We start from the raw sequence: 22,552 nt of genomic DNA on the forward strand, positions 1-22,552 counted from the left end.
TGCCCTACCGTCTGCAGGCGATGGACGAGTTCGAACGACACGGGATCGTGATGGTCGAGGGCCGTGACGCGGCCGCGCGGGCGCTGCGGTCGCCGGAGCTGACGTCGGATCCCGGCGCCGGTTCACCCAGCGTGCTGCTGCGCGACGGGGAAGGTCACACCCGGGTGCGCGGGGTGCTGCGGGAGATCATCGGCCGGCTGGAGCCGTTCCCCGACTCGGTGCGCACGGAGATCGAGGCGGTCGTCGGCGGGCTGGGGACGTCGTTCGACCTGGTGCGTGATTTCGCGCGGCCGGTCGCGGGCCTGGTGACGGCCGCGGTCCTGGGCGTGTCACTCGACGACGTCTTCCTGGACCACCTGGAGCGGACGACGGCGAACCTCGACGTCTTCGGCGGCACCGACCGCGCGGCCCAGGCGTCGGCGTTCCGGCTGTCGGTGCAGCTCGGCCGGGCTCCGGCCGAGCCGGGCAGCGGCCTGGCGGGGTTGCGCGCGGCGCACGCCGAGGGCCGGCTCGACGACGACGAGCTGGCGATCAACCCGGTGGTACTGGCGCACGCGGCGTACGAGAACTCGCTGAACTTCCTGGCGTCGGCCGGGCTGCAGCTGGCGTCCGCGGCGGAGACGCGCAGTGTGCGCGAGCTGGCGGCGGAGATCTGCCCGGCCCGCTACGTCCTGCGCTTCGGCGCCGAAGGCCCGGTCGCGATCTCGCTGGCCGACGGTCTCCCGTTCGGCCTCGGCCGCCACGCCTGCCCGGGGTCGGGAGTGGCGCTGGCCGAAGCCGAGATCGCGCTCCGGGCGCTGTCCGCGGTCCTCAGCGGCGGTTGCCAGGTCGGCGAAGTCCGGTGGAAGACCCACCCGGTGTTCCACGGCCTGGCTCAGGCCGTGGTCACCCTCGGCTAGGAAACCGCCGACACCACGCCGGCCAGACGGTCGGCCGCGGCCTGGGCGGTGGCCTGGGCCGGAGCCTCGACCATCACGCGGACCAGCTGCTCGGTGCCGGACGGGCGCAGCAGCACCCGGCCCTCCTCGCCCAGCTCGGCCTCGACCTCGCCGACCGCGTCGCGGACCTCGGTCGAGCCCGCGACCGCCGCCTTGTCGGCGACCGGGACGTTCACCAGCACCTGCGGCAGGCGGTTCATCACGGCGGCCAGGTCGGCGAGGGACTTGCCCGTGTCGGCCATGCGGCTCATCAGGCGCAACGCCGTCAGCAGGCCGTCACCCGTGGTGGCGTGCGCCGGGAGCACGACGTGGCCGGACTGCTCGCCGCCGAGGGCGAAGCCGCTGGAACGCAGCTCCTCCAGGACGTAGCGGTCGCCGACCGCGGTGGTGACCACGGTGATGCCGTGGGCGCGCATCGCCAGGTGCAGGCCGAGGTTGCTCATCACGGTCGCGACCAGCGTGTCCTTGGCCAGCTCGCCGGACTCGGCCAGCGCGAGCGCCAGCACCGCCATGATCTGGTCACCGTCGATCAGCTCGCCGGCGGAGTCGACGGCCACACAGCGGTCGGCGTCACCGTCGTGCGCGATGCCGAGGTCGGCGCCGTGCTTGACGACCGCCTCGCGCAGCCGCTCCGGGTGGTTGGAGCCGCAGTGCTCGTTGATGTTGACGCCGTCGGGCTCCGAGTACAGCGCGACGACCTCGGCGCCGGCACGGCGGTAGATCTCGGGGGCCGCGGCGGACGACGCGCCGTTGGCGCAGTCGACGACGACCTTCAGGCCGTCGAGCGAATGCGGGGTCACCGCGAGCAGGTGCTCGGCGTAGCGGTCCAGGGCGTCCTCGACGTCCGTGACACGACCCACACCGGCACCGGTCGGGCGGACGGCGTTCGAGGCCAGGCCGGCTTCGATCTCGTCCTCGATGCCGTCGGGGAGCTTGTGCCCGCCCGCGGCGAAGAGCTTGATGCCGTTGTCGGGCATCGGGTTGTGCGACGCGGAGATCATCACGCCCAGGTCGGCCTCGAGCGAGCCGACCAGGTAGGCGACGGCCGGGGTCGGCAGGACGCCGACCCGGCGGACGTCCGCGCCGGCGGAGGTGAGCCCGGCCACGACGGCGGCTTCGAGCATCTCACCGCTGGCCCGCGGGTCCCGGCCGACGACTGCGACCGGCCGGTGCGAGCGGTCGTGGGCGGCGAGCACCCGGGCGGCGCTGGCCGCCAGCGCCAGGGCCAGCTCCGGCGTCAGCTCGGCGTTGGCCAGACCACGTACCCCGTCGGTACCGAACAGGCGTGCCATCGATCGACCTCCTCAGAGCGGCTGCGACAGCGCAACCACCACGACAACCTAGCGACCGTCCCCGGGCGCGCTCCCCCACCCCCGAATGTCGCTCCGAGCTCCGGAAATGCGACACCGATCAGTGAAAACGCCGAAGCGCCCATCCGATGGACGGATGGGCGCTCCGGTGGGTTGCGCCAGAGGCGCGATCAGCGCTTGCTGTACTGCGGGGCCTTACGGGCCTTCTTGAGGCCGTACTTCTTCCGCTCCGTGGCGCGCGCGTCACGGGTCAGGAAGCCGGCCTTCTTCAGGGCCGGGCGGTCGTCCGGGTCGACCTCGATGAGCGCACGGGCGATCGCCAGGCGCAGCGCGCCCGCCTGACCCGAGACGCCGCCACCGTGGAGGTTGGCGAAGATGTCGAACGCGTCCGGCTTCTCGACCAGGACCAGCGGGTCACGGATGAGCTGCTGGTGCACCTTGTTCGGGAAGTACTGCTCGAGGGTGCGGCCGTTGAGCTTGAACTCGCCGGTGCCCGGGACGACACGCACGCGAACGACGGCCTCCTTGCGGCGGCCGACGGTCTGGGCGTTGCCGCCCGCGGCCCGCGACGGGCGCGGGGCGGTGGCGGACTCGCTGGTCGCCACCGGGGTCTCGCTGGTGGCCACCGGGGTCTCGCTCGTCGCGACCGGCGTTTCGCTGGTGGCGGCGGGAGCCTCGGCGGCGGTCTCGCTGGTCTCGACGGCGCCGGTCTCGGTCGCCTCGGTGGTGACCTCGGCGGTCTCGGGCTCGGTGCTGGTCACAGACTGTTCCTCACTCACTGCGCGACCTGCGCGATCTTGGTGATCTCGCGCACCTGCGGCTGCTGCGCGGTGTGCGGGTGCTGCGGGCCGGCGTAGACCTTCAGCTTCTTGGCCTGGGCGCGGCCGAGCTTGTTCTTCGGCAGCATGCCCTTGACGACCTTCTCGAGAAGGTGCTCGGGCTTGGTGTCGAGCAGCTCACCGAAGGACCGCTTCCGCAGGCCGCCGGGGTAACCGCTGTGCCGGTACGCGAACTTCTGCTCGCGCTTGTTTCCGGTGAGCGCGACCTTCTCGGCGTTGACGATGATGACGAAGTCACCGGTGTCCACGTGCGGGGCGTAGGTCGGCTTGTGCTTGCCGCGCAGCAGCGTGGCGACCTCGGTCGCGAGCCGGCCGAGCACGACATCCTCGGCGTCGATCACGTGCCAGGCACGAGTGACGTCGCCGGGCTTGGGGCTGTACGTGGGCAAGGGTCTACCTCGTCGTCAACATTGCGTGTGGGTTCTGTGCGGGCCTAGCGCGCTGATGCGCCGCAACGCACAACGACATATGAAGATACCCCCACGCTCGCCGCAGCCACGCATCGGGGGTGGGTGGAAGCGCCGGTACAGGTCCGGCTGGTGCGGACTCTACCCGGTTTTCGGGCCGAAGTACCTGCACGTGCGGCCCCGACACGCGAGGATGAGACGATCCGGGCGGCCGGAGCACCGGCACAGTCGAGCAGGGGACGGCGATGAGGAAACGACCGACGGCGATCTTCGTCCTGGGAGCCCTCCTGGCGCTCGTCAGCGCGTGCGGCCAGGCCAAGGCCGGCACGCCGCTGCCGAAGGGCGACGACGCGGCGGACTACGTCGGCGGCAAGTTCGAGCAGATCATCGGCAAGCTCGAGGACAGCATCACCGACTCGCGCGACGTCACCAACTCGCTGGACGCCTACTTCAAGTTCGACGACAAGTGGGTCCACAGCGGCGTGACGTCGGCCCGCGCCGGCAACCCGGAGAGCCGGGCCGTGCGGCACCGCTCGCTGAAGAACCCCGACGAGATCATCGACACGTACACCCCGGCCGACGGCGCCGTCGAGTACACCTACCTCGGCCCGCTGTACGTGCAGAAGGGCGTCTCGCCGACGGCGTGGGTGTCGATGCCGAAGCCCGAGACCGGCCTGGTCCAGCCGTGCGTCTGGGGCGGCGTGCTGACCCCGTGCCGGATGGCCGACTCGACGGTGGACGCCTACAAGGCCGACAAGCGCGCGGTCCGCGGGGCGAAGAGCCTCGGAGACGGCCGGACGGCGCTGACCGTCAACGTGCCGTTCGACGTCTTCGTCAAGAACAAGGTCGAGATCCTGCCGCCCAGCATCACCGACCAGGTCGGGCCGGAGCTGAAGAAGGCCATGGTGCCGACCACGATCACGCTGAACCCGGACGGCAGCCTGGTCTCGTTCGTCATGGAGGCCAAGTTCGGCGGTGACGGCCACCAGGTCGAGCTCAAGTACGAGTTCAAGTTCACCGGCAAGGCGAGCCAGCAGGACATGCCGCGGGTCCCCGACGCGTCGCAGATCACCGTGCTGCCCGACCGGGCGGCGATGGACGACTTCTACCGCCGGCTCGGCGAAGCGCAGGGCAGCTGACCCCATGGCCGTTCCCCACCGCCCGACCCGAGGTGATCTCCGATGACCCAGCCGCCCGAGCAGCAGCCGCAGTGGTGGCAACCGCCGGCCAGCCCGCAGGCACCCGGCACCCCGCCGGCGTGGCAGCCGGAGCAGCAGGCGACCGGCCCGCACCCCGGGCAGTGGCAGCAGAACGACGGCCAGGGCGCGGCCACCGGCTCCTACACCGGCCAGTGGGCCCCGCAGCAGCACCAGCAGCAGCCCGGCACGAGCGGGTCGTTCTCCGGGCCGTGGCAAGGACAGCAGCCTCCCGCCGCCCCGTGGCAGCAGCAACCGCAGGCAGGCACCCCGAGTGGCGGCTGGCCCGCGCAGCAGCCGGGTCAGGTACCCCCGCAGCAGTTCGGTGGCGGGTTCCAGCCGGCGCAGTACGGCGGCCTCGGCGCGTTCGCCGCGGCGCCCGAGAAGAAGCCGAAGTCGAAAAAGCCGTTGCTGATCGGCGGAATCGCCGTCCTGGTGCTCGTGCTCGGCGGCGGTGCCGCGTGGCTGCTCGGCGCGTTCCGCGGTGACGTCCTGGACCAGCAGTCCCTTCAGGACGGTGTGGTCAAGGTCCTCAACGAGAACTACGGCGAGCCGGACGTGAAGAACGCGCAGTGCCCGTCGAACGAAGCCGCGCAGAACGGCACGACCTTCGACTGCACCGTGCAGGTCGGCGGCCAGGCCAAGAAGGTCACCGTGCGGGTGCTCAACGACCGTCCCGAGTACGAGGTCGGCGCGCCGCACTGACGGTTTTTCCTTACCCGCGAACGGAAAACGGCGGGCCCCGCACCGAAGTGCGGGCCCGCCGTGGTTCCCGGGGCTAGCGGCTCAGAACAGGCCTTCGACGGCGTTGTCCGTCGACTGGTAGCCGTCGGCGATCTGCGGCAGGGCGGCGGCGATCTGCGCCAGAACCTGCTTCAGGTCCTCGAACTTCTGGTCCCAGGTGCGCTGGGCCTGGTCGTACTGCTCCTTGGCGGAACCGGTCCAGGTGGTGACCAGCGGCTTGAGGTCGTCCTTCAGGCGGTCGAACGCCTGCTGCAGTTCACCACCGGTGGACTTGCAGTCATCGGCTGCCGCGTGGATGGTGGCGTAATTGACGACAATTCCGGGCTGAGACATCGGATGCTCCCTTGAGGGTCGAAGAAGTCGGTGGGTGGGAAAGGTTCGGTACCAGGTCAGCCGAGCGCGTCGAAGCCCTTGTTGACGGCCGACAGGATCTCCTGCTGCTGCTGCTCGGAACGCTCGTACTTCGAGCCGGCTTCGCGAAGCAGGTCACCGATGCGCTGCAGGGCCTGGTTCATCTGACGGGCGTCGTCGTCGAAGCGCATCATGACGTTGTCGAACGCCTTCTGGGCCTCACCCTGCCAGCCGGCGCGGGTGGCCTCGATGCGGTCGCGCAGCGTGACGAGGTTGTTGTCCATGCCGGCGCGCACCTCGGTGACACGACCTTCGGCCTCGGTGAACTGCTGGACTGTTCCCTGGAATCCGGATCCGGCGCTCATACCGGTACCCCCTTCTTAAGTGTGATGGCTGGCCGTACCAAGCTCGTTCGTTTGTACGGCCCTACGACGCAGACCCTGCCACGTCCGGTTCCCCCTTGTCGTGCTTTGCCGACAAGTAGTTGCTTGCGTGAACGCCCGCATCGGGAACCGATTGCCGCGGGTATCCCCGCAACCCCCCGAACCGGCGACACGTCACCCGGAAATGCGTTCCCCACCAGCAGGATTAGCACACGCACAGCAAACGCCGAGCTCGCTCAGTCGTCGCGTTTCATGATTCGCATTTGGGAAAAGTCTTCGTCGTCTTCACTCGTTCGAGCGGTACGAGCCGGAGGTTGCGAAAGCGAAGGAACCGAATCGGCCGGATCGGGAACCGCCGGGACGGACAGCCCGCGGGCGCGGCGGAACCGTTCGGCGGCCGCGCGCAGCGTGCCGGGCGTCGGATCCCCGGACTTCGCGCCACGTCCCGTTCGCTTCAGCAGTTCGACGTTTTCGCTGTGGTGGCGCCGGCTGCGCGCCTTCGCGTTCCCGGCGACGCGCCGGGCGTGCGTCACGGCGTCCTGGCCGATCCGCCGGAAGGACGACGCGGCACTCTCGAATTCTTCGGACGGCACCGCGTGCCCGCCTCTCAGTTGAGGATTTCGACCGTGCGCACGGCCTGCGTGCAAGCGGTGGAGACCCGGTCCCGCAACTCGGCCTTCGCGTACTGGCAGCCGACGTGGACCCGGATCCGGCCCTTCGCGATGACGTACCAGTCGACCTGGAGGTCGGGCCGGTCCTTCTTGCTCTCGTGGTAGCCGATCACGGTCCGGCCCGCGTACGACAGGGCCGGGTTGAACGCACTGTACTGGTCGGGTTTCTCGTCCGCGCCGTCCTTGAGGAAGTCGACGAGCTTCTGCGGGTCCGCGGTGGCGTCGTAGTCCATGACGAACTCCTGCGCGACGAGCAGGTCGTTGCCGTCCGCCGACTCCTGGGGGTGGACGACGACCTGACGGTCGGCGACCCGGTCGTCGGTCTGCACCCAGTCGTTCGGGACGACGAACTTGAAGTCGTACTGCGAGAGCGTCCGGCCGGTCTCGGCCTGGGTGTCGTCGTGGGAGAAGAGGACCACCCCGCCGACGACGAGCGCGGCCACGACGACCACGGCGCCGGCCACGAGGCCCCACAGCTTCTTGCGGTTCTTCGCGGGCGGTTCGGGCGCGGACGCGCCACCGGGACGGGCACCGGGCGGGCCACCAGGGCCGCCCTGGGCGGGCTGGCCCGCCGCCGGCGTCCACGGGCGGGCCACCGGCTGGCCGTGGGGCGGCGAGGGCGGCGGCCCGGGACGGTTCGCGTTCGGCGGGCTGAACGACGGGGGCGGCGTGCGCGGCGGCGCCGGGCGCGGGGCGACCTCGCCGGGGCGGACGACCTCGGTGCGCTGCGCCGCGGGGCTCTGCGCGCCACCCGGCACCGCGCCCATCCGGGCCATCGCCTCGCCGGGCAGGGCACCGGTGCGGTCCGGGTCGACCAGCACCGCGCGCAGCGCGCCCCGCGCGACCACCGTCTCCGGCTGGTCGAGGCTCGTCGGCACGACACCGGTGCGCTCGTGCACCAGCCGGGAGATCATCGGGATCCGGCTCGACCCGCCGACCAGGAAGATCGCGGTGAGCTGCTTCGGGCGCAGGCCGGCGTCGCCGATCGCGGCGACGGTCAGCTCCACCGCGCGGCCCAGCGGCGCCGCGATCAGCCGTTCGAGGTCCTCACGGGTGACGTGCGCGTCGGCGAACGGCGGGGGCATCGGCACGTCGGTGTAGGCGTGCCGCGACAGCGTCTCCTTCGCGCCGCGGACGTCCTGGCGCAGGACACGGCGACGACGCCGGTCGACCATCTCCCGGCCTTCGACGAGCTGGCGCCAGGCGTCCTGCTCCGCACCCGCGACGAGCTCGCCGACGTGCTCCAGCAGCGCCTGGTCGATGTCCGCGCCGCCGAAGGCGGGGTCGCCCCGGGTGGCGAGCACCTGGAAACCACCGCGTTGCGGCCGGCCGGCCCGGTCCCGCGCGGTGTCCGGCGGGAGCCGCCGGACGACGCTGACGTCGACCGTGCCGCCTCCTAGGTCCAGCACCGCCAGCGCGTCCCCCGGGCGGCCGCTGAACTCCACCGTGCGGTCGTTGGTCACGTCCTGCGGAGCGAACGTCGCCGCGTGGTAGACGGCCGCGGCGACCGGCTCGGGCACCAGCGCGACCTCGCGCGCCAGCCCGCCCGCGGCCTGGCGCAGCAGGCGGGTGCGGATGGCGCCCCAGTCCGCGGGGTGGGTCAGCACGAGCAGGTCGACCTCGGCCTCACCCGCCAGGCGCCGCGCTTCGGCGACCGCCCGGCCCAGCACGGCGTGCACGACGTCGGTGACGCGCAGGACGCTGTCGCCGAGCAGCAGCTCGCCCTCGTCGATCCGGCGCTTGGGATTCGGCTCGTAGCGCGACGGGTCGACCGCCGCCTGCCGCTCGGCCTCCTGGCCGACGAACAGCGTGCCGTCCGCCGCCGCGAAGACCGCCGAGGACATCAGTGGCTGGCCGTCGATCACCACGACCTGCGGGTCGCGCCCGTTCACCGAGGCGACGACGCAGGTGCTCGACGTCCCGAAGTCCACCGCAACCCGGACCGTCACCAGCAGCTCCCGCACCATTCGTCGCGATCCCCCGCGCCACCGCGGCCGAGCCGGCGGGGCGCACCCTCGGGGAGGAACCTACCCTCCGCCGCGGTGCGCTCCGAAGCCGTACTCAGTCGGGCTGGATCCACGACACCTGGACAAGCTGCTTACCCGCCTTGCGGGTCAGCATGTTGCCTCGGCCCGGGGGCATCGAACTCGCCTTGATGTTGCCGACCAGCGCACCTTCGTCGCGCGAACCGTTCATCACCATGCCCGGCGCCGCGATCTCCTTGAGCTTGCCGATGATCGGGTCGTACATCGCCTTCGACGCACCACCGGTGCGCCGCACGACCACCAGGTGCAGGCCGACGTCCTTGGCCTGCGGCAGGAAGTCGGAGATCTTCCGCAGCGGGTTGTTGGTCGAGGTGGCCACCAGGTCGTAGTCGTCGACCAGGATGAACAGCTCCGGGCCCTTCCACCACGACCGCGTCTTCAGCTGCTCCTGCGTCACGTCCGGGCCGGGCAGGCGGCGGGTCATCGAGTTGAACACGTCGGTGACCATGCTCTCCAGCTGCGCGGCCGACACCGCGTAGCCGAGCAGCGAGTCGCCTTGGACGAACCCGAGCATGCTGCGCCGGTAGTCGACCAGCAGGATCAGCGCTTCCTTCGAGGTGAACCGCTCCGAAATACCGCGGGCGATCTGGCGCAGCAGATTCGTCTTCCCCGACTCGCCGTCGGCGAAGGCGTAGAAGTGCGGCTCCGCGTTGAAGTCCAGGTAGATCGGCTGCAGATCCTCCTCGTTGACCCCGATCGGGATCAGCTTCGAATCCCGGTGCTGGTCGAGCTTCAGCACCTCCTCGTAGGTGATCATGTCCGGCAGCAACCGGACCTGCGGCGCCTCCCGGCCACGCCAGGCCGCCCGGATCTTCGCCACCGCGTCGGCCACGCCGGACGCGACCGTCTCCGGATCACTCGACCCGTCGATCCGCGGCAGCCCGCCGAGCAGGTGCAGCTTCTCCCGCGTCAGACCGCGGCCGGGCCGCCCGGCCGGGATGTTGACCGCGACGCGGCGGTCGATGTCGGACTCGGTCGGGTCACCCAGGCGCAGCTCGAACCGGGTCCCGATCATGTCCTTGATCGCCGGGCGGATGTCCGCCCAGCGGTTGGCGGAGATGACGACGTGGACGCCGTAGGACAGACCCTGGGTCGCGATGCGGGTGATCGTGGTTTCGAGCTCTTCGAAGTCGTCGCGCAGGGCCCGCCAGCCGTCGACGACGAGGAACGCGTCGCCGAACGGGTCCTGGTCCGGCCGGATCTCGCCGCGGCGCTTGCGGTTGCGGAACTCGGTCATCGAGTCGATGCCCATCGCCCCGAACCGGCCTTCCCGCTCGGTGAGCAGGGTGGTCAGCTCGGCCACGATCCGCCGCGCCTTGTCCGGCTCGCGCCGGGCCACGGCCACGCCACCGACGTGCGGCAGGTCGGCCAGACCGGCCAGGGTGCCACCACCGAGGTCGAGGCAGTAGAACTGCGCCTCTTCCGGCGTGTGCGTCAGCGCCATCGACATGATCAGCGTGCGGAGCATCGTCGACTTGCCCGACTGCGGACCGCCGACGATCACGCCATGCCCGGCCGCGCCGGAGAAGTCCGCCCACAGCGGGTCACGCCGCTGCTCGTACGGCCGGTCGACGATGCCGAGCGGGATCTGCAGCCGGCTGTTGCCGAAGAAACCGACCGGGGACAGCCCGCGGTCGTCGGTCGGGTTCAGGTTCGGCAGCAGCGTGTCGAGCGAGTTCGGGTCCTTCAGCGGCGGCAGCCACACCTCGTGCGCCGGCGGGCCCTGCCCGATCAGCCGCGAGACGATCACGTCCAGCTCGGACGGCTCCACCGCCTCTTCGGGCTGCGCGCGCTCTTCCACCTTGGGCGCCTCGAGCAGCTCCGGTTCCGGTTCCTTCGGCAGTTCGACGAAGTCCGGGACGAACAGCTGCGGGCGCTTGTCGGCGCGGACCACGGTCGCGGCCGGGCCGGCGGCCTGGATGCCGGCCGGGCGGTAGGGGCCCGAGACGTAGGAGGCCTTGAACCGCACCAGGGTGGAGGTGTCGAACTTGAGGTAACCGCCACCGGGGACCGAGGGCAGCTCGAACGCGTCCGGCACGCCGATCGCGGCGCGGGACTCCGCGGCCGAGAACGTCTTCAGGCCGATCCGGTAGGACAGGTGCGAGTCGAGGCCGCGCAGCTTGCCCTCTTCCAGGCGCTGGGAGGCGAGCAGCATGTGCATCTGCAGCGACCGGCCCAGCCGGCCGATCGCGACGAACAGGTCGATGAAGTCCGGCTTCGCCGCGAGCAGTTCGGAGAACTCGTCACAGACGATGAACAGGGCGGGCAGCGGGTCGAGGTCGGCGCCGTTCTCGCGGGCTTTCTCGTACTCCCAGACGTTCTTGAAGTTACCGCCGTTCTTCAACGCTTCCTGCCGGCGGTTCATCTCCCCGGCCAGGGCGTCCTTCATGCGGTCGACCAGCGTGACCTCGTCCGCGAGGTTGGTGATGACCGCGGAGACGTGCGGGGCCTTGTCCAGGCCGAGGAAGGTCGCGCCACCCTTGAAGTCGACGAGGACGAAGTTGAGCGTGCTCGAGGAGTGCGTGGCGAGCATGCCCAGCACCAGCGTGCGGAGGAACTCCGACTTACCGGAACCGGTCGCGCCGATGCACAGCCCGTGCGGGCCCATGCCTTCGGCGGCGGCTTCCTTGATGTCGAGCTCGACGGGCTGGCCGTATTCGCCGACGCCGAAGGGGACGCGGTAGCGGTCGCGGATCGGGCGGGGCCGCCACGCCTGCTGCACGTCGAAGGTCATCGGGTCGCCCGGGATGCCGAGCAGTTCCAGCAGCGACGGGTTGGACAGCAGCGGCTCTTCGTCGCTGACGTCCTGCCCCGCCGCGCCACCGACGCGGTAGGGGGCGATGAGCCGCGCCAGCGACTCGGTCTCGACCACGCTCAACGTGTCGGGCCGGCCGAACCACTCGACGCCGCCGGCGCTGCGCGCACCGAGCCGGTCGGCTTCCACGACCAGGCGCAGGCCGCGGCGGGCGGCGAGGTTGCCGATCGAGTCGGACAGGTCGATCAGGGTGACGCCGACCAGGCCCTCTTCGAGGATGATCTGCTCTTCGCGGGTCACTTCGGCGTCGTCGACGATGATCACGACGTGCGGCTGGTCCGGCGCGGGGGTCGCGTTGCGGGAGAACCGCTGGCGGTCACGCAGTTCTTCGTCGAGCCAGTTTTCGATCTGGGCCAGCGAACCGGCCATCATGCGAAGCTGGCCGATGCCGTCGGACATCGTGGGGTGCTGGGCGTGCGGCAGCCACTTCGCCCACTCCCACTCCTCCTTCGCGCGGCCGGCGGTGGCCACCGCGACCAGCACGTCGTCGGGGCTGTGGAAGGTGACCATCTGCGCGAGCATCGCGCGGGTCAGGCCACGGGTCAGCGCCCGGTCGCCCTGCATGCTCACCGCGGCGAACCCGCGCAGCGTGATCTGGGTGGGCAGGTCCGGCACGATCGAGTGCGCGCGCACGAACCGGCGCAGCGCGAGGGTGGCGATCGGCTCCAGCTCGTCGACCGGCCCGGTCTGCGGCGGGACCAGCCGCGTCGCGAGGCGGTGCGAGCTGCGCCCGACGCGCAGGTGCAGGAAGTCCTGGTCGTTCTGGCGGCGTTCCCACATCCGGCGGCTCGCCGCGAGCGACCAGAGGGACTGGGGGTCGGGGTGCACCCACTCGAGTGCGGCCCGCTGGTCGACCATCGCCTCGCGGGCGCGGTCACGCATCTGGCCCAGGTAACGCAGGTAGTCCTTGCGGTCTTCGTCCATCTCGGCGCGCTTGGCGCCGCCGCCCTTGCCACCGCCGCCGGCCATCATCCCGAGCGTGCCGACGACCATCATGCCGCCCATGGCCATCATCATCGGGTTCCGGTTGCTGGCCTGGAACATGAAGACCATCATCCCGAGCGACGCGACGATCATGACGATCGGAAGCGCCTTCATGACGATGTTGCCGGGGATGACCCGGGGCACCTCGGGCGGCGGCTCGAGGTGCACCTCGCCGCCCGGCGGGCGCGGTGCCGCCAGCCGCGGCGACTTCTTGAACTGCAGCGTGCTCATCGAAGGACCCCTCATTCAAACTCGACGATGGCGGCCACCGTTTAGTGCGCAAGGTGCGGGGAACAACCTATCGAACGCCGTGGGGTAATTCCGCCGGATACCGGAACTGGCCCGCGTGAGCACGTCCCGGCCCTCGCCAGCCGAGTGTACGGCCCGCCACCGACAGTCATGCCCGGTCGCGGAAGATCAACTTCCGCACTCCCGGTCACAGCCGGTTCACCGTCGGCGACAAGTGTGCTGGTCGTGAGCTGCCGGCCCGGGCCGGCCGCGGCCGTCGGTGAATTTCGGACGTTCGATGATGTCCGCACCCGCGTCCGGTATAAGTTCCCCCGGGAGCAGTCTCGATCGAGCGGGGGCAGTGCAGTGGCTACGGGCACGACAGTTTTCAGCAGGGTGACGGTGGTCGCGCCGTCCACCCGGATCGACGTGGCGTTGCCCGCCGACGTCGCGGTGGCCGATCTCCTCCCGATGCTGCTCGACATGGCGAAGGAGTCGTCGCCCGACGGCGGCGCCCGCCACGGCGGCTGGGCGCTGGCGAAACTCGGCGACGCCCCGCTGGACCCGAGCCGCACGCTCGCCTCGCTCGGCGTCGTCGACGGTGAGCTGCTGCAGCTGCGCAAGCGCAACGAGAACCCGCCGCCGCCGCTGTACGACGACGTCGTCGACGCGATCGCCGAGTCGTCACCGGACAGCTTCCGGCCGTGGACGAAGGAAACGGCCAACCGCTTCGGGCACGTCGCGGGCGGGCTGGCGCTGATCGCCGCCGCCGTCGCGCTGTTCCTGAGCGGCTCGTTCTACGGCGGCAGCGCGCTCGGCGCGGCCATCGCGGGCGGCATCGGCGCGATCGCGTGCGTCGCGGTCGGCGCGACCCTCGCCAAGGCCTACCAGGCCGAGTCGACCGGGGTGCTGGTCGCCGCGGCGGGCGGCCTGCCGCTGGCGTTCGTCAGCGGTTTCTACATCGTGCCAGGGCTGTCGCTGCGGGCGAACCTGCTGCTCGGCGCGGTCCTCGTCATCATCGTCGCCTCGGTCTGCATCATGGTCATCGGCGCCGGTATCACGACGTTCATCGCGGCCGCCACCGCGGGCACCTTCGGGGCGCTGGCGTTCCTGTTCGGCACGCTCATCGCGCACCCGGCCGCCGGCATCGCGGCCGGCACCATCGCGGTCACCCTCGCCTGCATCTCGATCCTGCCCCGCGCCACGATCTGGCTCGCGAAACTGCCGCTGCCGCACGTCCCGGGCAGCGCGGAGGAGCTCAAGGAGGACTCGGGCTTCCCCGACTACCGGGCGATCGAGCGCCGCACGGCGATCGCGCACAACTACATGACCGGCCTGATGATCGGCTGCGGCGCCACGGTCGCGGTGTCCGCGGTCATCGCCGCCACCGCGCCCGGCGTGTTCGGGATCATCCTGAGCGTCGTCGCGACGCTCGTGCTGCTGCTGCGTGCCCGCGCCTACGCGAACGGCAGCCAGGCCATCGCCCTGCTCACCACGGGCCTGGTCTCGGCGACCGGCATCGCGATCGGCTGGCTGACCACGTCGAGCCCGCAGAACCGCCTGCTGATCGTGTTCGGCGTGCTGATCGTGCTGGCCGCGGGCGCGCTCGTGGTCGGCGTGATCTTCCCGAACCAGCGGTTCTCCCCGCCGCTGCGCCGGACCGTGGAGATCATCGAGGCGCTCTGCATCGCGTCCGTGCTCCCGCTCGCCCTGGGTGTGATGGACCTCTACACCACCCTGCGGCACCTGAACTTCAAGTGACCGGGCCAGGTGAATCTCGGATGGCTGTAGGACACCGCTTCGGCCCGGCCCGGCGGACCACGACCGCGTTGCTGGCCGGCACGATCGGCCTCCTGACCCCGCTGGCCGTGGCGCTGCCGGGCTGGGCGCAGACCGCACCCGCCGACGGCTACTTCGCGACCCCGCCGCCGGTGGACATGAGCAAGCTCATCCCGGATTCGGGCCAGCCGGACAAGAAGTACAAGCAGTCGAAGGGTTGCGTCCAGCGCGCCGTCCTCGGCCAGAACATCGTCCTGAAGAACCGGCCGTGGGGTCAGGACTACCTGCAGATCTCCAAGGCGCAGGAGATCGTCAAGGCGGCCACCCCCGACCACTCCGCCGGCGGCGGCGTGCGGGTCGCGGTGGTCGACACCGGCGTGACACCGCACCCCTGGTTCCAGGACCGGCTCAAGTCCGGCGGCGAGTACGTCTCGACGCCCCAGAAGGCCCAGCCGGGTCTTGAGGACTGCGACGGCCACGGCACCGAGGTGGCCGGCATCATCGCCGGCAAGCCGGACAACCCCGAGGTCGGTTTCGTCGGCGTCGCACCGGACGCCACCATCGTGTCCTACCGCCAGCTGAGCGAGAACTACGAGCCCGACACCTCGACGTCGACCCCGCCGGCGAGCAACACCGCCGGCGGCACGCCGTCGTCCAGCACCACTCCGCCCTCCGGCTCCGAGTCGTCACTGCCGCCGTCCGGCAACGGCGGTGGCGGAAGCGGCTCCGGTGACGGCGACCAGACCTCACCCGGGCAGAGCAACAGCGGACGCCAGCTGGAGAAGGCCGGTACGGCGGGCACGTTGAAGACGCTGGCCGAGATCATCCGCGGCATCGCCGACCGCAAGTCGGCCGACGTCATCAACATGTCGGTCGACAACTGCCGCCCGGCAACGGGGTCGATCACCGAGGGCGAGCAGCAGGTCCAGGCCGCCGTGCACTACGCGGCGTCGGCGGGCATCGTGATCGTGGCCGCCGCCGGCAACGCGACGGACACCTGCCCGCAGAACGACCAGCCGGACGCGAAGAAGCCCAAGACGATCGTGACGCCGCCGTGGTTCGCCGACGACGTGCTGTCCGTCGGCGCGATCGACGAATTCGGCAGCGTGGCTCCGTTCAGCGTGCACGGCCCGTGGGTCGGCGTCGCGGCGCCGGGAACGAAGATCGTCTCGCTCGACCCCGCCGAGGGGTCCGCGGGCCTGGCGAACCTGACGTTCGAAAGCGGTGACAAGGCCAGCGAAATCCAGGGAACGAGCTTCGCCGCGCCGTACGTGGCCGGCCTCGCGGCCTTGGTCAAGGCCAAGTTCCCGCAGCTCGACGGCAAGGGCATCGTCAACCGCATCAAGGAGACCGCCCAGCACCCGGCGGCACCGGGCGGCCGCGACAACTTCGTCGGCTACGGCGTGATCGACCCGGTGGCCGCGCTGACGCAGAGCCTGCCGTCCGAAATCGGGAACCAGGCACCGATCCCGGGCCCGCAGATGGCGCAGCTCCCCCCGGCCAGCGACCACAGCTCGACCCCGATGATCGTGGCGCTGGCCGGCACCGGCGGCGGGCTCGTGGCCCTGCTGATCACGCTCTTCGTGATGCGCACGATCCGCCGCAACCGCCCGGCCGAGACCGGTCCCGGCCGCTGACCCCCGGCCGCCGGCCCGCGTCCGCTACTGCGGCGCGGGCGGCGCCGGCGGCTTCTTCGGCTTCGGCTGCGGGTTTTCGTCCTCGCCGATGACCGGGGGCGCGACCAAGCCGGGCTCTCCCAGCAACTCCGACGACTTGATCATCGGCCGGTTCTTCGACGGGCGGCGGCCCTGGCCGCCGCCACCGAAGGAACCGAAGCCCATCATCGGCATCATCGGCATGCCCGACGCGCTGGTGTTCGCCGAGCTGTCCGGGGCCGGAGCGGGCTCGGGCGCGGCGGCGGCGGGCTGCTGCGTGTCGTCCGGCGTCCCCGCCCCCGTGTGCTTCGGCTCGGCCGCCGACGGGGTCAGCACGTCGTCCGAACCCGAACCCGGCTCGGCCGCGGACGGCGTTGTCGCGGCACCCTCTTCGGCGGAGTTGTCGGCGAGGGCCTCGTCGTGCAGCTTGAACCGTTCCTGCGGGTACCGGTGGTTGATCTCGACGCTCCGGGAAGCCGCGTCGGGATCGTCGACCCCGTCACAAAGCCGGTCGAACGCCTCCAGGACGTCCCGCGCGGTCTCGTACAGCGCCTTCGCCGACTCCTGCGTCTCCTGCAGCTGCGACCGCGCCCGGCGGGTGCCGCCGTTGGGGAGCGTCATCGACTCCGACGCCAGATCCGCCGCGTCCACCAGCACTTCGACGAGATCGACGGCGACGTGGCGCAGGGTCGTCACCAGCTCGTCGAGCGCGCCGGCCAGGACCTCGAGTGCCTCCCGGAGGTCGCCGCCCGCCGCGCCGACTTCCCGGATGTAGGCGACGAACGCGTCCGCGTCCCGCCCTTCCCAGCCGCCGTCGAGGCGGCCGAGCCGGTCGTCGAGCCGGGCGGACACCTCGGCGGCCGTGGCTGCGGCCTGGCGAAGCCGGCCGGCTTCGGCACCGAGCTCGCTCCACCGGCCGATCAGCGGGCGGAAGTACGTCTCGACCGGGTCGATCAGCCCGAGCCGTCCCGAAAGGTCCGTGAGGTAGGACAGGTACGGCTCGGCCGTGGCGGCGATCTCGTCGCCGTCCGCGTCCGGCCCGAACACCAGGGCCGGCACCACCGGGGCCGCGGCGGTGGCCCGCTTGGACAGCGGGTGCGGGATGGAGTCGGTGGAGCCCTCCGGTTCGGCGAACATCATTCGAGCCTCCCGGCGCGCTTGATCAGGTCCGCGGCTTCGGCGTCCTGGTTGCTGTGGCGCGTCGCGACGTGCTCGAGGGCCTCGGCGGCCGACCGCAACGCCTCCGCGCCGTCGGCCAGCTGCTGCCGCAGGGCGCCCGACGCGCGGCCGTACGACGCACCGAGGCCGATCCGGGCCCCCAGCGCGCCGTAGGACTCGTCGGAGACGCCTCCCCCGCCGACCTCGGCCGCGGCCGAATCCAGGTCGGCAGCGGCCTCCTCGGCCGTCTTGGCGTACTCGGCGACGGCAACGCCGTCCATCCTCAAGCCGGCCACGGCACCCTCCGCTCGCACAACAGACTCGTCGAGCGTGTGACGCGCACCGTGGCCCGGTGGTTCCCTCAGCCGCCCGCTTGCTGCGTCTGCGTCGGGAACGAGCCGGCGTTCGGGTCGATCGGCACCGAGTCGAACTGCTTGAGCACGTCCTGGGTGTTCAGCGAAGCCCCGGTCGGCAGCAGTCCGATGATCGACTCGGGCGCCGGCTGCCGGTTGTTCAGGCCGATCGCGTCCGCGGTCGCGGCGTCCGGGACGCTGTAGCGGATGCCGCGGTCCGAGATCAGCTGGATCGCGCCCTTGCCGAAGCTGTCCTTGCCGGTGGCGGACTGCACCACCGCGCCGTAGCCGGGCTGCAGGTAGAAACCGTTGATCGGCACGCGGTTCGGGCCGGGCGTCGTGACCGTCGTCGGGGTGAACTTGTCGCCGGTCGCCTTCGCACCCGGCAGCTGCGTGTCGATGTACACCGAGGTGTGCGCGTCCTGGCCGGTGCCCGAACCCACCAGCGACCAGCCCAGGCACGCGACCGACGAGTTCTTCGTCGCGTCGAGGATCGTCGGGACCGAGCGCGGGAAGTCGTCGACCGCGATGTAGCCGGGGTCGCCGGGCAGCAGGGTCTTGACGCCGGCCAGCTTGTCGAGGCCCAGGATCTGGAGCCGGCTCGCGCTGCCGTGCTTCGCGACGCGCATGACGTCGGCGACCGCGTTCGACACCTGCTGGATGCCGGTCGTCGTGATGGCCCAGTACTTCGGCTGGTCACCGGTCGGCTGCGTGGAGAAGACGTCACCCACGCCCAGCCCGTCGAAGTCACCGGGCGGCGGGCCGTCCGGGATCTGCGGCGGGGTCAGCTTGGCGACCTCGGGGATCGCGTTCAGCAGGCCCTGCGTGATCTTCCGCGCCGGCTTCTGCAGCCCCAGCGCCGTGCGGACGGCGTCGTTCGTGTTGTCTTCGTCGATCTCGGCGCGGACGGTGTTCGCGTTCGGCCGGTTCTGCGAGCTCGGCAGCCGGTAGATCAGGTACTTCTTGCCGTTGTCGGCGGACGCCAGGAGCGCCTCGTTCTCGCGCAGTTCCGTGCCGAGGCCGGTCGGCGCGACGCCGCCGAAGACGTAGGTGTTGGTCTTGCCCGTATCGGGGTTCGGCAGGGTCGGGTCGAGCTGAACCTGGTCACACACCGCCCAATTCGCGGAAATCCGCTGGGAGTCCCCCGGGATCAACTGCGGTCCGTCCGGAATTCCGGTCAGCTTTCCGCGTGGAATGTTCTTCAGCTGTTCATCCGAAACGACGGTGGGATTCTTCACACTCGCCGGGCTGGCCGCCGCCGCGGGCGCGGCCGGGGCCTCCGCGGCGCCGGCACCGGCACCCGAGGCGCCCGCGCTCGTCTGCTTCTGCTGCGCGAGCAGGAGAAGCCGCGCGGACGCGAGGTTGAAGGTCGGCACGAGCGTCTTCGGGTTCCCCATCACCACGTAGACCGTGCCGGACTGCTCGCCGATGACGATGTTGCCGGCTTCGGGCACCGACGGCGCCGGGCTGAGCAGGCCCCAGACGACGAACACGATCGCGACGAGGGCGCCGAGCACCACCCCGACGATCGTCGCCCTCGTGTGGGTGCGCATCGGGTCGTGCAACATCACGGCGTCCCGCCGGACCAGTGCCGACTGCATCCGGCGCAGGACGAACTTGTACGCCTGAACCTGAGACTTAGTCGTGGGTGTTGATGGCATTCTCGACCTACAGCTCTCCCCGTCGCGGTACGGTTCCGCAGGATAGCCGTACGGGGACCGTCTGGTGTGGGGTTTCTACCAACTCAAGCTAGGGTCGGACACCCCGGGACCCGGCTTCTGGGTACGCAGCAAGCACGAGGGGAAGAGAAAGCGCGGATGTCCGTCACCAACCCTCCACGTCCGCCAGGTCCGCCTGGGCCCCCGCCGCCCGGCCGTCAGCCGGGCCCGCCGCCTCGTCCCGGGAGACCCATGGGCCCGGGAGGTCCCGGAGGACCTGGAGGCGTACCGGGTGGTCCCGGTGGCGGACCCGGAGGCCCCGGCGGCATGCCCGGCGGACCCGGTGTCCCCACGATGCCTCCGCGCGGCCCCGGCGGACCCGGTCCTGGTTCCACCGGACCCCGGCCCATACCCGGTGGTCCTGGTGGGCCCGGCGGCCCGAACGGTCCCGGTGGACCTGGCGGCCCCGGTGGACCCGGCGGCCCCGGCGGCCCGGGTGGGCCCGGCGGTGGTGGTCCGCAGGGATCCGGCGCCGGTGACTCCGAGGGTCCCGCTCCTTCCGCACCCGCCCCGGCCCGGATGGCCCCGCCCGCGCGGCGCCGGTCCGCCGGGGTGAACCTCGGCCCGCTCCCCGTGGCGAACCTCGTCGTGCTCGAGGTCGGCCTCGCGATCGGGCTGGTCCTGCTCGCTATCGACATGTCGCTGAAGTACGTGGGGATCGGCATCCTCGGGTTCGCGTTGATCGTCGCGCTGCTGCGGTGGCGCGGCCGCTGGTTCACCCAGTGGTTCGGCCTGACGATGCGGTACTCCTTCCGGTCCCACGACCGGGTCGCCGAGCCGCTGCCGCCGAGCTCCGTCGAGGCGATGGCGGCCGAGGAGACCGCGGTGACCGGCGCGGACGACGCGCGGGTGAACCTGCTCCGCATCGCCGTCCCGGACCTCGTCGTCGCGCACGGCGTCGACCACGAGCGCCAGCAGGTCGGCCTCGCCTGGCACGACGGCACGTGGACGGCGGTGCTGCTCGTCGAGCCGACCCCGGCGATGATCACCCAGGCCGGTGACGCGCCGAGCCTGCCGCTCTCGGCCCTGGCGCCGTGCCTCGAAGACCGCGGCGTGGTCCTCGACTCCATCCAGATGATCTGGCACAGCTACCCGGGCAGCGCGGCGCTGCCGTCGGACTCGCCGGCCCTGAGCTCCTACATGGAGGTGCTCGGCCCGCTGCCCGCGGCGGCGCGGCGGACGACGTGGGTCGCGATCCGGCTGGACCCGAAGCGGTGCCCGGCGGCGATCCGGGAACGCGGCGGCGGCGTCGTCGGCGCCCACCGCGCGCTGATCGGCGCGCTTTCCCGGGTGCGCAACGCCCTCGAGTCCCAGGGCGTGCCGACCCGGCCCCTCGACCCGGACGAGCTGCTGCGGGCGAGCATTTCCGCCGCGGAGCTCACGTCGGTCGCGGGCTCGCCCACCCGGGTCACGTTGCAGGAGCGGTGGTCCGGCGTGACCGCGGCCGGCATCGGCCACGCGAGCTACGCGATCACCGGCTGGCCGAAGGGCAAGATCACCGGCAGCCTGAACGCGCTGACGAGCGTCCGCGCGCTGTCCGCCTCGGTCGCGATGTCGATCTCGCCGGCGTCGGACGACGGCAAGATCGGGCTGCGCGGCGTGGTCCGGCTGAGCGCGCGCAACCCGCGTGAGCTCGACGCCGCGGACCAGCGCCTGAAGGGGCTGTCCGAGCGGCTGGGGGTGGACCTGACGCCGCTGCGCGGGCTGCAGGTCTCCGCGCTCGCCGCGACGCTGCCGATCGGAGGTACGGCATGACTTCCCGCGTCCGCGACGCCGGGCACAACACCGGTGTGGCGCCGGAGTACACCGTCGACCCCGCGATGCTCGACGCGATCAGCCCCTCAGGCGACCGCGGCGGCATCGTGCTCGGCTCGGGCCTCAAGGGCGAGCCGCTGACGATCTCGGCACTGCGCTCGACGCCGACCCGCATCGTGCTGGTGGGCGGGCTGTACCTGGCCCGCCAGGTGGCGATGCGCGCGATGGCGGTCGGCGCGTGGGTCGTGGTCGCGACCGGGCGCCCGACGGAGTGGCAGGTCCTGTCCCGCGCGGCCGGCAGCGGCGGCGGTGACGGACGGCCGTCCCCGCTGGTGCAGATCCGCCGGCTTTCGCCGGTCGAGCTGCCGCGCCCGTCGGAGGACGCCCCGCTGCTGGTGGTCACCGACGGCGGCCCGACCCCGCAGGACCTGTTCCCGCCCCGCTCGCCGTGGCAGACCACGGTCTACGTCCTGCCGTACCTGCACCCGCAGGCGGGCGCGACGGCCAACGCGGCGGACCTGGTGCTGATGCAGCGCCTCCCGGCCGGCCAGGCCGAGCTGGCGGCCCGCATCTGGCGCCTGCCGCCCCAGATGATGCGCCAGCTGACGACGCTGAAGGACGACCAGGTCGTGGCTCTGGGCCGCAACCTGTGGCGGCCGCTGCGGCTCGTGACGACGGGCAAGGAGCAGCAGCTCCTGGGCCCCGTCCGCCGCGGCGACTGAGTTTCCCGCTCCTGGCAAAGCCGTGAGGGGCACCTTCAGGGACTACGTATCCCTGAAGGTGCCCCTCACGGCTTTGCGCTAGGCGTCCGGCTGGGAGGCACTGCAGATCAGCTGGCCGGAGGCGTTCTTCAGCAGCCTCGGCGGTGTGTTCACGAAGTACGCGTTGACCTGGCGGTGGTTGCCGTCGTGCCAGAGCGTCGTCTCGTCCCAGGGGCCGAGGCAGGTCGTGTAGTGGTTGCCGTTGTCCCAGTCGACGTGGATCAGGGCGAAAGTGTTGGCGCAGTGGCGGTAGTGCGCGTCCATGCCCTGCGAGCTGTACCCGCAGGGGAACGGAACCGGCGCCGCCACGGCGGTCGCGGGAGTCACCACGACCGCACCCAGGATCGCGGCGAGGCCCGCGGCGACCCGGCGAAGACTTGTCGACATCAGCTGAACCCTCCGTGACCAGGATGTTCCAAGATCATCTGGAGCTAAGCACACCCGGCGCCGACGTCTCCGCCG

The 22,552-nt window shown here is 71.5% G+C and carries 19 protein-coding genes; 7 read left to right on the plus strand and 12 right to left on the minus strand.

The annotated features are described in order from the left end of the window. Window positions 1–20 precede the first annotated feature (20 nt). Window positions 21–899 carry a cytochrome P450 gene (locus tag ACIOD2_RS17430; RefSeq protein WP_400538961.1) on the plus strand — a complete coding sequence of 293 codons (879 nt, stop codon included), beginning with the start codon at window positions 21–23 and terminating at the stop codon, window positions 897–899. Here the strand turns inward: ACIOD2_RS17430 and glmM are convergent. The 3 genes from glmM to rplM all read right to left on the minus strand — a co-directional run bounded on the left by glmM (window position 896) and on the right by rplM (window position 3,476). After that, window positions 896–2,230, minus strand: coding sequence for a phosphoglucosamine mutase (gene glmM / locus ACIOD2_RS17435; RefSeq protein ID WP_400538963.1), 1,335 nt, complete (start codon window positions 2,228–2,230; stop codon window positions 896–898). The two genes, ACIOD2_RS17430 and glmM, sit on opposite strands and share 4 nt — an antisense overlap. Before the next feature lie 188 nt (window positions 2,231–2,418). Beyond that, window positions 2,419–3,009, minus strand: coding sequence for a 30S ribosomal protein S9 (rpsI, locus tag ACIOD2_RS17440; protein ID WP_400538965.1), 591 nt, complete (start codon window positions 3,007–3,009; stop codon window positions 2,419–2,421). Between the two features lie 14 nt (window positions 3,010–3,023). Then, window positions 3,024–3,476, minus strand: coding sequence for a 50S ribosomal protein L13 (gene rplM / locus ACIOD2_RS17445; protein ID WP_284745421.1), 453 nt, complete (start codon window positions 3,474–3,476; stop codon window positions 3,024–3,026). 263 nt (window positions 3,477–3,739) lie between these two features. Between rplM and ACIOD2_RS17450 the strand changes: the two genes are divergently transcribed. Together ACIOD2_RS17450 and ACIOD2_RS17455 are read left to right on the plus strand one after the other, a co-directional pair. Continuing rightward, the gene (locus ACIOD2_RS17450) at window positions 3,740–4,633 is read left to right on the plus strand and encodes a hypothetical protein (RefSeq protein WP_400538967.1); all 894 of its coding nucleotides are present in this window, start codon (window positions 3,740–3,742) and stop codon (window positions 4,631–4,633) included. Between the two features lie 42 nt (window positions 4,634–4,675). After that, window positions 4,676–5,395 (plus strand): DUF4333 domain-containing protein, encoded by a 720-nt coding sequence (locus ACIOD2_RS17455; RefSeq protein WP_400538969.1) that lies wholly within the window; start codon window positions 4,676–4,678, stop codon window positions 5,393–5,395. Window positions 5,396–5,476: 81 nt separating this feature from the next. Here ACIOD2_RS17455 and ACIOD2_RS17460 read toward each other — a convergent pair whose 3' ends face one another. The 5 genes from ACIOD2_RS17460 to eccCa form a co-directional block, all read right to left on the minus strand. Continuing rightward, complete coding sequence (locus ACIOD2_RS17460; protein ID WP_400538971.1) at window positions 5,477–5,767, minus strand: WXG100 family type VII secretion target; 291 nt, start codon at window positions 5,765–5,767, stop codon at window positions 5,477–5,479. A 56-nt stretch (window positions 5,768–5,823) separates the two neighbouring features. After that, complete coding sequence (locus ACIOD2_RS17465; RefSeq protein ID WP_400538973.1) at window positions 5,824–6,150, minus strand: WXG100 family type VII secretion target; 327 nt, start codon at window positions 6,148–6,150, stop codon at window positions 5,824–5,826. Window positions 6,151–6,404: 254 nt separating this feature from the next. Continuing rightward, window positions 6,405–6,761: a hypothetical protein gene (locus ACIOD2_RS17470; protein WP_400540381.1), complete on the minus strand. Its 357-nt coding sequence runs from the start codon at window positions 6,759–6,761 to the stop codon at window positions 6,405–6,407. A gap of 14 nt (window positions 6,762–6,775) precedes the next feature. Beyond that, window positions 6,776–8,806, minus strand: coding sequence for a type VII secretion-associated protein (locus ACIOD2_RS17475; protein ID WP_400538975.1), 2,031 nt, complete (start codon window positions 8,804–8,806; stop codon window positions 6,776–6,778). Between the two features lie 94 nt (window positions 8,807–8,900). After that, window positions 8,901–12,914 carry a type VII secretion protein EccCa gene (eccCa, locus tag ACIOD2_RS17480; protein WP_400538977.1) on the minus strand — a complete coding sequence of 1,338 codons (4,014 nt, stop codon included), beginning with the start codon at window positions 12,912–12,914 and terminating at the stop codon, window positions 8,901–8,903. Window positions 12,915–13,307: 393 nt separating this feature from the next. Here eccCa and eccD point away from each other — a divergent pair, with 393 nt between their 5' ends. After that, window positions 13,308–14,672 (plus strand): type VII secretion integral membrane protein EccD, encoded by a 1,365-nt coding sequence (gene eccD / locus ACIOD2_RS17485; protein WP_400538979.1) that lies wholly within the window; start codon window positions 13,308–13,310, stop codon window positions 14,670–14,672. A 20-nt stretch (window positions 14,673–14,692) separates the two neighbouring features. Beyond that, the gene (locus ACIOD2_RS17490; RefSeq protein WP_400538981.1) at window positions 14,693–16,327 is read left to right on the plus strand and encodes a S8 family serine peptidase; all 1,635 of its coding nucleotides are present in this window, start codon (window positions 14,693–14,695) and stop codon (window positions 16,325–16,327) included. 24 nt (window positions 16,328–16,351) lie between these two features. On the opposite strand, the gene ACIOD2_RS17495 is transcribed toward ACIOD2_RS17490, so the two are convergent. From ACIOD2_RS17495 to eccB, 3 genes are all read right to left on the minus strand, one after another. Continuing rightward, a complete protein-coding gene (locus ACIOD2_RS17495; RefSeq protein ID WP_400540383.1) occupies window positions 16,352–17,482 on the minus strand; it encodes a WXG100 family type VII secretion target in 1,131 nt (376 codons plus the stop codon). Then, window positions 17,482–17,799, minus strand: a complete 318-nt coding sequence (locus ACIOD2_RS17500) for a hypothetical protein (RefSeq protein ID WP_400538982.1) — start codon at window positions 17,797–17,799, stop codon at window positions 17,482–17,484. The genes ACIOD2_RS17495 and ACIOD2_RS17500 overlap by 1 nt, the downstream gene beginning before the upstream one ends. Window positions 17,800–17,864: 65 nt before the next feature. Further along, a complete protein-coding gene (gene eccB / locus ACIOD2_RS17505) occupies window positions 17,865–19,517 on the minus strand; it encodes a type VII secretion protein EccB (RefSeq protein WP_400538984.1) in 1,653 nt (550 codons plus the stop codon). Window positions 19,518–20,093: 576 nt separating this feature from the next. Here eccB and eccE point away from each other — a divergent pair. Continuing rightward, on the plus strand, window positions 20,094–21,329 hold the full coding sequence (gene eccE / locus ACIOD2_RS17510; protein WP_400538986.1) for a type VII secretion protein EccE: 1,236 nt from the start codon (window positions 20,094–20,096) through the stop codon (window positions 21,327–21,329). Continuing rightward, the gene (locus ACIOD2_RS17515; protein WP_400538988.1) at window positions 21,326–22,051 is read left to right on the plus strand and encodes a hypothetical protein; all 726 of its coding nucleotides are present in this window, start codon (window positions 21,326–21,328) and stop codon (window positions 22,049–22,051) included. Before eccE ends, ACIOD2_RS17515 begins: the two co-directional genes overlap by 4 nt. A gap of 78 nt (window positions 22,052–22,129) precedes the next feature. Here ACIOD2_RS17515 and ACIOD2_RS17520 read toward each other — a convergent pair whose 3' ends face one another. Then, a complete protein-coding gene (locus ACIOD2_RS17520; protein WP_400538990.1) occupies window positions 22,130–22,477 on the minus strand; it encodes a DUF6355 family natural product biosynthesis protein in 348 nt (115 codons plus the stop codon). Window positions 22,478–22,552: the final 75 nt, after the last annotated feature.

Origin of the sequence: Amycolatopsis sp. NPDC088138 (assembly GCF_044741685.1) — a bacterium.
In the GTDB taxonomy this organism is placed as follows: Bacteria; Actinomycetota; Actinomycetes; order Mycobacteriales; family Pseudonocardiaceae; genus Amycolatopsis.